Origin of the sequence: Mycobacterium sp. E1715 (assembly GCF_001667625.1) — a bacterium.
Lineage (GTDB): Bacteria > Actinomycetota > Actinomycetes > Mycobacteriales > Mycobacteriaceae > Mycobacterium.
On sequence record NZ_LZJJ01000137.1, the window covers coordinates 1 to 11,448 of the forward strand.

7 protein-coding genes are annotated in these 11,448 nt (G+C 68.7%); 4 read left to right on the top strand and 3 right to left on the bottom strand.

Annotated features, from left to right (window positions below; translation table 11 throughout):
- A partial coding sequence (locus A9X03_RS07585) for an ATP-dependent DNA helicase (RefSeq protein WP_197696030.1) occupies nucleotides 1–1,287 on the top strand: 1,287 nt, incomplete at its 5' end.
- A gap of 2 nt (nucleotides 1,288–1,289) precedes the next feature.
- Here the strand turns inward: A9X03_RS07585 and glgP are convergent.
- The gene (glgP, locus tag A9X03_RS07590; RefSeq protein ID WP_068260429.1) at nucleotides 1,290–3,935 is read right to left on the bottom strand and encodes an alpha-glucan family phosphorylase; all 2,646 of its coding nucleotides are present in this window, start codon (nucleotides 3,933–3,935) and stop codon (nucleotides 1,290–1,292) included.
- A 347-nt stretch (nucleotides 3,936–4,282) separates the two neighbouring features.
- On the opposite strand from glgP, the gene A9X03_RS07595 reads away from it, so the two are divergent.
- Complete coding sequence (locus A9X03_RS07595; RefSeq protein WP_068260432.1) at nucleotides 4,283–6,397, top strand: alpha-1,4-glucan--maltose-1-phosphate maltosyltransferase; 2,115 nt, start codon at nucleotides 4,283–4,285, stop codon at nucleotides 6,395–6,397.
- A gap of 1 nt (nucleotide 6,398) precedes the next feature.
- Entirely contained in the window at nucleotides 6,399–8,594 is a 2,196-nt protein-coding gene (glgB, locus tag A9X03_RS07600) for a 1,4-alpha-glucan branching protein GlgB (protein ID WP_068260435.1), read from the top strand.
- A 62-nt stretch (nucleotides 8,595–8,656) separates the two neighbouring features.
- On the opposite strand, the gene A9X03_RS07605 is transcribed toward glgB, so the two are convergent.
- Together A9X03_RS07605 and A9X03_RS07610 are read right to left on the bottom strand one after the other, a co-directional pair.
- The gene (locus tag A9X03_RS07605; protein WP_067747760.1) at nucleotides 8,657–9,580 is read right to left on the bottom strand and encodes a tetratricopeptide repeat protein; all 924 of its coding nucleotides are present in this window, start codon (nucleotides 9,578–9,580) and stop codon (nucleotides 8,657–8,659) included.
- Nucleotides 9,581–9,772: 192 nt separating this feature from the next.
- Nucleotides 9,773–10,954: an acetyl-CoA C-acetyltransferase gene (locus A9X03_RS07610; RefSeq protein WP_067781096.1), complete on the bottom strand. Its 1,182-nt coding sequence runs from the start codon at nucleotides 10,952–10,954 to the stop codon at nucleotides 9,773–9,775.
- A 78-nt stretch (nucleotides 10,955–11,032) separates the two neighbouring features.
- On the opposite strand from A9X03_RS07610, the gene A9X03_RS07615 reads away from it, so the two are divergent.
- On the top strand, nucleotides 11,033–11,448 hold a 416-nt coding region (locus A9X03_RS07615; RefSeq protein WP_082974446.1), incomplete at its 3' end, for a VOC family protein.

Genomic DNA, 11,448 nt, shown 5'->3' on the forward strand with positions numbered 1-11,448 from the left:
TTGCTGGTGGTGGACGAGGCCCACGAGCTGGTCGACCGGGTGACCTCGGTGGCAACCGCCGAGCTGACGCCGGCCGCCCTGGGTGTGGCGGCGCGCCGAATCGCCCGGCTGGTGAATCCAGAACTCACACAACGCCTGGAGGCGACGACGGCCAACTTCGCCGCGGCGATCCACGAGGCCACACCGGGCCGCATCGACCGCCTCGACGACGAGCTGGCCACCTACCTGACCACGCTGCGCGACGCGGCCGGCGCGGCACGCTCGGCGATCGACGGCACGAGCGACGCGAAAGCCGCCGCGGCCCGCGCCGAAGCGGTGGCGGCGCTGAGCGAGATCTCCGACACCGCCTCGCGCGTCCTCACGTCCTTCGCCCCGGCGATCCCCGATCGCACCGACGTGGTGTGGCTGGATCACGAGGACAACAGGGGCGCCACGCGCCCGGTGTTGCGGGTGGCCCCGCTGTCGGTCGCCGGCCTGCTGCGCGACCGGGTGTTCTCCCGTTCCACCACGGTGTTGACGTCGGCGACCCTGGCCATCGGCGGGTCCTTCGACGCCATGGCGGCGGCGTGGGGGCTGACCGCCGCGGACACCGGGGACGCGCGCTGGCGCGGCATCGACGTCGGCTCGCCGTTCCACCACGCCAAGGCGGGGATCCTTTACGTCGCCGCCCACCTGCCGCCACCGGGCCGCGACGGCACGGGTTCCGCCGAACAGCTGACCGAGATCGAGGAGCTGATCACCGCGGCGGGTGGGCGGACCCTGGGATTGTTCTCGTCGATGCGCGCCGCGCGGGCCGCCGCGGAGGCCATGCGCCAGCGGTTGTCGACGCCGGTGCTCTGTCAGGGCGACGACAGCACCTCGGCGCTGGTCGAGCAGTTCAGCGCCGACCCGCAGACGTCGCTGTTCGGCACCCTGTCGCTGTGGCAGGGCGTCGACGTGCCGGGTCCGTCGCTCTCGCTGGTGCTCATCGATCGCATCCCCTTTCCCCGGCCGGACGACCCGCTACTGGGGGCGCGGCAGCGCGCGGTGGCCGCGCGCGGCGGCAACGGCTTCATGGCCGTCGCCGCCAGCCACGCCGCGCTGCTGCTGGCCCAGGGCTCGGGACGGCTCTTGCGGCGCGTCACTGACCGCGGAGTGGTCGCAGTGCTGGACTCGCGGATGGTCACCGCCGGCTACGGCGGCTACCTGTGCGCCTCGCTGCCGCCGTTCTGGCAGACCACCGACCCGGCCCAGGTCCGCGCCGCGCTGGAGCGGCTGCGCACCACCTCGGAAAGCCAGCCCGCCTGAGCTCAGCGGGCCAGGGTGACCAGGCCGAGTTCGGCGCTGGAAGCGAGCATCGGGTGGTGGGGCAGCACGCGGACCGTGTACCCGACCGCCCCCGCCAGCGGTAGCGACAGCGTCGTCGAGAACACCTGGTTGCCGCCTTCGGCGGTCCCGGTGTACGACATCTCGACCGTGACCGGATCCAGCAGCGCGTCGCTGGCGTCCACCCTGCCCACCACCCCTTGAACGGTGACCTCGTCGGGCGCGAGGCCGTCCAGGGCCACGGTGGCGGTCAGCGTCAGCTTGGCGCCGAGCACCGGCGTGTCCGGCAGCCCGGTGCTGTCGACATCGGTAATGGTGATCTTCGGCCACGCCTCTTCGGCGCGCCGCCGGTAACCGGCCACCTCGCGCGCGGCGCCGAACTCACCGCCGTCCTCGCCGTCCTCGGCGGGCCCGACGGTCCTGCGCAGCGACTGCGCCGCGTGCGTGTAATACCGCTCGACGTAGTCGCGCACCATGCGCGAGGCCAGCACCTTGGGGCCGAGCGTCTGCAACGTGTGCCGCACCATCTCGATCCACCGTGGTGGCACCCCGTGCTCGTCGCGCTCGTAGAACTTGGGCGCGACGGCCTGCTCGAGCAGGTCGTAGAGCGCGCTGGCCTCCAGGTCGTCGCGGCGGGCCTCGTCGGCCACACCGTCGGCCGACGGTATCTCCCAACCGTTTTCGCCGTCGTAGCATTCGTCCCACCAGCCATCGCGGATGGACAGGTTCAGGCCGCCGTTGAGCGCGCTCTTCATCCCGGACGTGCCGCACGCCTCCAGCGGCCGCAGCGGGTTGTTCAGCCAGACGTCGCATCCCCAGTACAAGTGCCGGGCCATGGACATGTCGTAGTCGGGCAGGAACGCGATGCGGTGGCGCACCTCCGGGCGGTCGGCGAAGCGAACCACCTGTTGGATCAACGCCTTGCCGCCGTCGTCGGCGGGGTGCGACTTACCGGCAACGATGAGCTGGATGGGCCGGTCCTCGTCGAGCAGCAGGCGTTCGAGCCGCTCCGGATCGCGCAGCATCAGCGTCAGCCGCTTGTAGGTCGGCACCCGTCGGGCGAACCCGATGGTGAGCACATCGGGGTCGAATGCCGTTGCAATCCAACCCAATTCGGCGTCCGATGCGCCACGTTCGAGCCAGGACTTGCGCAGCCGCCGCCGGACGTCCTCGACCAGCAACGACCGCAATTGCGAGCGGATCCACCAGAGGTGGCCCGCATCAACCTGATTCAGCCGCAGCCAGACGCCCGGATCGCCGAACGAATCGGAACCGGCCAGCTCACGCCCCAACTGCAGCCATTGCGGCGCCGCCCAGGTGCGCGCGTGTACCCCGTTGGTGATGGACCCGATCGGCACCTCGTCCGAGTCGAACCCGGGCCACAGCTCGTTGAACATGGCGCGGCTGACCTCACCGTGCAGCAACGAGACGCCGTTGGCCCGTTGCGCCAGCCGCAAACCCATGTGCGCCATGTTGAATTTGGTCGGGTCGTCCTCGGCGCCGAGCGCGAGGATGCGGGCAGTCGGCACGCCCGGCAACAACGCGGGGGCGTTCTTGCCACCGGCTTTCTCGGACTTCTTCCCGGGGTCCTCCTCGACATGCCCGTCGAAGTAGAGCCGCACCATGTCGATCGGGAACCGGTCGATGCCCGCGGGAACCGGGGTGTGGGTGGTGAACACCGTGCTGGACCGCACGACGGCCAGCGCGGTGTCGAAGTCGAGTCCGGCATCGGTCATCAACTCGCGGATGCGTTCGGCGCCCAGGAACCCGGCGTGCCCCTCGTTCATGTGGAACACCTCGGGCGCCGGCAGGCCTTCGATGGCGGTGAACGCGCGGATCGCCCGCACGCCCCCGATGCCGGCCAGCAGCTCCTGGCGCATCCGATGTTCCTGGTCGCCGCCGTAGAGCCGGTCGGTGATGCCGCGCAGGTCGTGCTCGTTCTCGGGGACGTCGGAGTCCAGAAGGAGCAGCGGAACCCGCCCCACCTGCGCGACCCAGATCCGCGCGTGCAGCTGGGCGGAGTCGGGAAGCGTCAGCTCGACCAGGACGGGATCCCCGGTGGAATCGGTGAGGAGCCGCAACGGCAACCCCTGCGGATCGAGCGACGGGTAGGTCTCGTTCTGCCAGCCGTCCGCGGTCAGCGACTGGCGGAAATACCCCGACCGGTAGTACAGGCCGACCGCCACCAGCGGCACCCCCAAGTCGGAGGCCGACTTCAGGTGGTCCCCGGCGAGGATGCCCAGACCGCCCGAGTAGTTCGGCAGCACCTCGGCGACGCCGAACTCCATCGAGAAATAGGCGATGGCCGTCGGCATCGCCACGCCGTCGGCTTGTCGCTGCTGGTACCACAGCGGCCGGGACAGGTAATCGTTCAGGTCGGCGGCCAGCTCGTCGAGCCGGCCGAGGAAGTTTTCGTCCAGCGCCAGCTCGTCGAGCCGTGCCGGATTCACCGCGCCCAGCAACGCCACTGGGTCAGACCCGCACCGCTCCCACAGGTCCGTGTCCACGGTCGCGAACAGCTCCTGGGTCGGCTTGTCCCACGACCATCGCAAGTTGGTCGACAACTGGTCCAGCGCGGCCAGCCGTTCGGGGAGGTGAGCACGGACGGTAAAGCGGCGGAGGGCTTTCACGCATCCTTACCTTACTGAGGATTTCGCGCCGCGCACGTGGGCGGTAGACGGCTTTTCCCGCCGGGGGTGTGACCGGACACTAGGGTGGGTATCGGTTAGTTATTGGGGCCGCAACGGCGCTTCCCCGCAGAGGAAGTTCCCCACGACAGGAAATTTCGCCAGACGAGAGGCATTCCGCGACGAAGCACACGCGGTTTGCCCGCACACAATCGGAACCAGCCGACGACGACGCGGTCCGAGTCCGAGGAAGCGGACCGAGATGAAGTCGGCTAGTCGGAACTCTGCCGGCGACTCCGCGGCCCGAGAGATCGGGCCGGGGAGGAACGGGCAAATCGGAACGGAGTGTTGTGCCTGGTCGTGTCGAGATCGATAACGTCCAACCCGTCGTCTCATGCGGCGCGTACCCCGCCAAGGCCGTGGTCGGTGAGATCGTCCCGGTCAGCGCGGCGGTGTGGCGGGAGGGCCACGAGGCCGTCGCCGCGACGCTGGTCGTGCGCTACCTGGGGCCGCGCTATCCGCAAGTAACCGAAACGCGCCGAATCAAAGCGGTTCAAGCCCCCGTCAAGGCCGCGCCCGAAGTCGACGGCATTGTGGACCAGCAACGAGTCAAGCCGCTGCTGCTGCCGATGACGTTGGGCCTCGAGCCGTACGTCTTCCACGGGCAATTCATGCCCGACCGGGTCGGCCTGTGGACCTTCCGCGTGGACGGCTGGGGCGACCCGATCCACTCCTGGCGGCATGGCCTGGTCGCGAAGCTCGAGGCCGGCCAGGGCGAGACGGAACTGTCCAACGACCTCCTGGTCGGGGCCGGGCTGTTCGAGCGCGCGGCCACGGGGGTACCGCGCACGAAGCGTGAGCCGCTGCTGGCGGCCGCAGCGGCATTGCGCGCTCCCGGTGACCCCGTCACCCGGACCGCATTGGCCCTGGCGCCCGAAATCGACGAGATCCTGGCCGAGTACCCCTTGCGCGATCTCGTCACCCGCGGCGAGCAGTACGGAGTGTGGGTGGACCGGCCGATGGCCCGCTTCGGTTCCTGGTACGAGATGTTCCCCCGCTCGACCGGCGGTTGGGACGCCGACGGCAAGCCCGTACACGGCACGTTCGCCACGGCGGCCGCCCAGCTTCCGCGGATCGCGGCGATGGGGTTCGACGTCGTTTACCTGCCGCCGATCCACCCCATCGGCAAGGTACATCGCAAGGGGCGCAACAACTCTCCGACCGCCGCCCCTTCAGATGTGGGTTCGCCGTGGGCGATCGGCAGTGACGAGGGCGGCCACGACGCCATCCATCCGCAACTGGGCACCCTCGAGGACTTCGACGCCTTCGTCGCCGCGGCGCGCGGACACGGCATGGAGGTGGCGTTGGACCTGGCGCTGCAGTGCGCGCCGGACCACCCCTGGGCGCGCGACCACCGCGAGTGGTTCACCGAATTGCCCGACGGCACGATCGCCTACGCGGAAAACCCGCCGAAGAAGTATCAGGACATCTATCCACTGAACTTCGACAACGACCCGGCGGGCCTCTACGACGAGGTGCTGCGTGTCGTGCGGCACTGGATGGACCACGGCGTCAAGTTCTTTCGGGTGGACAATCCGCACACGAAGCCGCCGAACTTCTGGGCGTGGCTGATCGCCCAGGCGAAGGGCATCGACCCCGACGTGCTCTTCCTCTCGGAGGCGTTCACGCCGCCGGCCCGCCAGTACGGTCTGGCCAAGCTCGGGTTCACCCAGTCCTACAGCTACTTCACGTGGCGCACATCCAAGCAGGAGCTCACCGAGTTCGGCGAAGCGATCGCCGCCGCGGCGGACTTCCGGCGGCCGAACCTGTTCGTCAACACGCCCGACATCCTGCATGCGAGCCTGCAGCACAACGGCCCCGGCATGTTCGCGATCCGCGCGGTGCTGGCGGCGACGATGGGTCCGGCGTGGGGCGTGTATTCCGGATACGAGCTGTTCGAACACCGCGCGGTGCGGGAGGGCAGCGAGGAGTACCTGGACTCGGAGAAATACGAACTGCGGCCCCGCGATTTCGCGGGTGCGCTGGCCGAGGGACGCTCGCTGGAGCCGTTCGTCACCCTGCTCAACTCGATTCGCCGGCTGCATCCGGCGCTGCAGCAGCTGCGCACCCTTCATTTCCACGCGGTGGACAACGACGCATTGCTGGCCTACAGCAAGTTCGACCCGGCGACCGGTGACTGCGTGTTGGTGGTGGTGACGCTCAACGCGTTCGGGGCCGAAGAGGCCACGCTGTTTTTGGACATGGCGGCTTTGGGTATGGAGCCCTACGAACGATTTTGGGTGCGCGACGAAATCACCGGCCAAGAATTCCAATGGGGGCAAGCAAACTACGTTCGCATCGACCCTGCGCGAGCGGTCGCGCATGTGATCAACATGCCACTCATCCCGCAGGAGGCGCGAATGAAGCTGCTCCGCAGGCCACCGAACGGACCGGAGGGATTGTGAGATGAGCCAAGCCGACCAACTGGCCAGGACGCACCTGGCCCCCGACCCGGCCGACCTGGGCCGCCTCCTGGCCGGCACGCAGCACAACCCGCACGGCATCCTGGGCGCCCACGAGTATGCCGACCACACCGTCATCCGGGCGTTCCGGCCGCATGCGGCCGAGGTGGTCGCACTCGTCGGAGACGACCGGTTTCCGTTGGAGCACATCGAATCCGGGTTGTTCGCCACGGTGCTGCCGTTCACCGGCCTGATCGACTACCGGCTGCAGATCAAATACGAGGGCGCCGACCCTTACACGGTCGCCGACGCGTACCGCTTCCTGCCCACGCTGGGTGAGGTCGACCTCTTCCTGTTCGGCGAGGGTCGACACGAGCGGCTCTGGGAAGTCCTTGGGGCGCATCCCCGCTCGTTCACCACGGCAGACGGCGTGGTCAACGGCGTGTCGTTCGCGGTGTGGGCGCCCAATGCCAAGGGCGTCAGCCTGATCGGCGAGTTCAACGGCTGGACCGGCAGCGACGCTCCGATGCGCTCGCTCGGCTCGTCGGGGGTGTGGGAGCTGTTCTGGCCCGACTTCCCCGCCGACGGTCTGTACAAGTTCCGCGTCCATGGCGCCGACGGGGTCGTGACCGAGCGGGCCGACCCGATGGCCTTCGCCACAGAGGTTCCGCCGCACACCGCCTCCCGCGTCACGCGCAGCAAGTACACCTGGCAGGACGCCGAGTGGATGGAACAGCGCGCCCAACGCAATCCGGTGTTCGAGCCGATGAGCACCTATGAGGTGCACCTCGGTTCGTGGCGCCCCGGCCTCGGCTACCGGCAGCTCGCCGAGGAGCTGACCAACTACGTGGTGGAGCACGGCTTCACCCATGTGGAGCTGCTTCCCGTCGCCGAGCATCCCTTCGCCGGATCCTGGGGCTACCAGGTGACGTCCTACTACGCGCCGACGTCCCGTTTCGGCACGCCCGACGAATTCCGGGCACTGGTCGATGCGCTGCACCACGCCGGCATCGGCGTGATCGTGGACTGGGTGCCTGCGCACTTCCCGAAGGACGCGTGGGCTCTGGGACGATTCGACGGCACCCCGCTCTACGAGCACGCCGACCCCAAGCGTGGCGAGCAACTTGATTGGGGCACATACGTCTTCGACTTCGGACGCGCCGAGGTGCGCAACTTCCTGGTGGCGAACGCTCTGTACTGGCTCGAGGAGTACCACATCGACGGCCTGCGGGTGGACGCGGTCGCGTCCATGCTGTACCTGGACTATTCACGCCCCGAGGGTGGCTGGACGCCCAACATCTACGGCGGGCGGGAGAACCTCGAGGCCGTTCAGTTCCTGCAGGAGATGAACGCCACGGTGCACAAGAGCGCGCCCGGCATCGTCACCATCGCCGAGGAGTCGACGTCGTGGCCCGGCGTCACGCGCCCGACAAACCTTGGCGGCCTTGGCTTTTCGATGAAGTGGAACATGGGCTGGATGCACGACACGCTCGACTACATCAGCCGTGACCCGGTCTACCGCAATTACCACCACCACGAGATGACGTTCTCGATGCTGTACGCGTTCAGCGAGAACTACGTGCTGCCGATCAGCCACGACGAGGTCGTGCACGGCAAGGGCACCCTGTGGGGCCGGATGCCGGGCAACAACCACGTCAAGGCCGCCGGGCTGCGCAGCCTGCTCGCCTATCAGTGGGCGCATCCCGGCAAGCAATTGCTGTTCATGGGACAGGAATTCGGCCAGCGCGCCGAATGGTCCGAGGAGCGCGGTCTGGACTGGTGGCAGCTCGACGAGCAGGGCTTCTCGAACGGCGTCGCGCGTCTGGTGCGTGACATCAACGCCATCTACCGCAGCCACCCGGCGCTGTGGAGCCAGGACACCGTCCCCGACGGATACTCCTGGATCGACGCCAACGACTCGGCCAACAACGTGCTCAGCTTCCTGCGTTATGGCAGCGACGGATCCGTCATGGCGTGCATCTTCAACTTCGCGGGCAATGAGCACAGCGGCTACCGGCTCGGGCTGCCGTCCGCAGGGCGCTGGCGCGAGGTGCTCAACACCGACGCCACCGACTACAACGGGACGGGCATCGGCAACATGGGCGGGGTGGACGCCACCGAGGATCCGTGGCATGGGCGTCCCGCCTCCGCGGTGCTGGTGCTGCCGCCCAACTCGGCCCTGTGGCTCGAGCCCGAGTAGACCGGGGCCGCTCAGCACGAGCCGCTTTGGCCGCAACCACCCGACGGCCGCGGCCGGCGACCTCAGTAGAGCGCGTTGGCGAGGTTCCGCCGCCCGGCGACGACCTCGGGATCGGCGGGATCGAAGAGCTCGAACAGCTCGATCAGCCGGGTGCGCACCCGAGTGCGCTCGTCCCCGGATGTGCTGCGCACCAGAGCAATCAGGCGCTCGAACGCCGCGCTCGCATCCTGGTTGAGGATTTGGACATCGGCAGCCGCGAAGGCCGCTTCGATGTCGGCCGGTGCCGCATCGGCGGCGGCCACCGCGTCCGGTGAATGCGCGGTCGCGCGCATCAGGAAGTCGATCTGCCGGATCGCGCCCTTGGCCTCGGCGCTGCCCGGATTCGCGTCCAAAATTGCTTGATACGCCGCTCGGGCGCCCTCGAAATTGCCGGCCTCCAGCTGCTCGCGGGCGGCCGCCAACTCGGGGTCGACTTCGTCGGCAGCGGCGGAACCGCCTGGGCCCCTGAGCTTCCCGGCCGTCGCCGAAAGGATCTGGTCCAGCCAGCCGCGCAATTGATCCGGCGGCTGCATGCCCTGGAAGCTCGAGATCGGCTGCCCGGCGGCCAAAGCCACGACGGTAGGCACCGCGTCGACACCGAATATCTGGGCAACCCTGGGCGCCACGTCGACGTTGACCGTCGCGAGCGACCACTGTCCGTTGTCCTGGGCGGCCATGCCGGACAGCGTGTCCAGCAGCTGGACGCACGCGTCGCTGCGCGGGGACCACAGCAGCACCACGACGGGCACTTCCTCGGACCGCAGCAGGACCTCGGCCTCGAAATTGGCCTCGGTGATCGCGGTGCCTCCGGGGCCGCCCTCGGCGGCCGGCGTTGTGCCGCCGCCGGTCCCACCGCCGGGCGGTTGCTGCTGGGCCCGCTGCTTGAGGCCGGATAGGTCGACAGCGCCGGCCATCGCGGGGCCGATCGAGGGTCGCGGACGCGTCACGCCGTCAAGTTTGTCATGCGCATCGGTGCCCCATCCACCCGGTCGCGCGGACGCGTGGGCCCGGTGCCGCGGCCCGAAAATCGCGCCCGAAGACGGCCGCGGGGGACGATATGACGAAGATCACAAAACTTCCCACCCGCGTCGGTCCAGCAACGTCGCCCAGGGCGTCGGCGCTCCGGCTTCTCGGCCCGCTTACTTTGCCCGCAGGATCAGTGCGTCACCCTGCCCGCCCGCGCCGCACAGGGCCGCGACGCCGTAGCCGGAGCCGCGGCGGGCCAGTTCCAGGGCGGCATGCAGCGTGATCCGCGCGCCCGACATCCCGATGGGGTGCCCCACGGCGATCGCGCCGCCGTTGACGTTCACGATCTCGGGATCCACGCCGAGTTCGCGGGTCGAGGCCAGCGCGACGGCGGAGAACGCCTCGTTGATCTCGACCACGTCGAGCTGGTCGACGGTGATGCCCTCGCGGCTGAGCGCCTTCTTGATCGCGTTGGCCGGCTGCGATTGCAAGGTGGAGTCCGGCCCGGCGACGACGCCGTGTGCACCGATCTCCACCAGCCAGGTCAGCCCCAGTTCCTCCGCCTTGGCCTTGTTCATCACCACCACGGCCGCGGCCCCGTCGGAGATCTGCGACGCGGACCCGGCGGTGATGGTGCCGTCCTTGCGAAAGGCCGGTTTGAGGCCGGCCAGCGACTCGGCGGTGGTGTTGGCGCGAATCCCCTCGTCCTCGGTGAACTGCAGCGGATCACCCTTGCGCTGCGGGATGTTGACGGGAACGACCTCGTCGGCGAAGACGCCGTCCTTCCACGCCGCCGCCGCCTTCTGATGCGACCGAGCAGCGAACTCGTCCTGCTCGGCGCGGGTGAACTTGTCGACGTCGTTGCGCTGCTCGGTGAGCGCGCCCATCGGCTGGTCGGTGAAGACGTCGTGCAGGCCGTCGTAGGCCATGTGGTCGAGGACGGTGACGTCGCCGTACTTGTAGCCCGCCCTGCTGTCCATCAGCAAATGCGGCGCCTTGGTCATCGACTCCTGCCCACCGGCCACCACGACGTCGAACTCACCGGCTCGAATCAGCTGGTCAGCCAGCGCGATGGCATCGATGCCGGACAGGCACATCTTGTTGATGGTCAGCGCCGGGACGTCCCAGCCGATGCCGGCCGCTACGGCCGCCTGCCGCGCGGGCATCTGGCCGGCGCCGGCCGTCAGCACCTGGCCCATGATCACGTACTCGACAGCCGACGCGGGCACGTTGGCCTTCTCCAGCGCGCCGGCGATCGCGATGGCACCCAGATCGCTGGCCGAAAAATCCTTCAGCGAACCCATCAATTTGCCGATCGGCGTGCGCGCTCCAGCAACGATCACCGACGTCGTCATAACAACCTCCCAAAGGTCCGTGGACGGCCGATCCGGCCTCCCGGAGAAGCGCAGTCTTTGCCGCCAGGTTACCTTTATGTGATGACGACCGATCAAGTTGACGCCCGTCAGGTCCTGGCCACCGAGCTGGTGACGGCGATCGATCACGTCGGCATCGCAGTCGCCGACTTGGACGCGGCAATCGCGTGGTACCGCGACCACCTCGGCATGATCCTGGTGCACGAGGAAGTCAACGAGGACCAGGGAATCCGCGAAGCCATGCTGGCCGTGCGCGGCGCGCCCACCGGTACGGCGCAGATCCAGCTGATGGCCCCGATCGACGACTCCTCGACCATCGCCAAGTTCCTCGACAAGCGCGGGCCCGGGATCCAGCAGATGGCGGTTCGGGTGAGCGACCTCGACAGCGTGATCGAGCACCTGCGCTCGCAGGGCATCCGGCTCGTCTACGAGGCCCCGCGCCGCGGCACGGCAAACTCGCGGATCAACTTCATCCA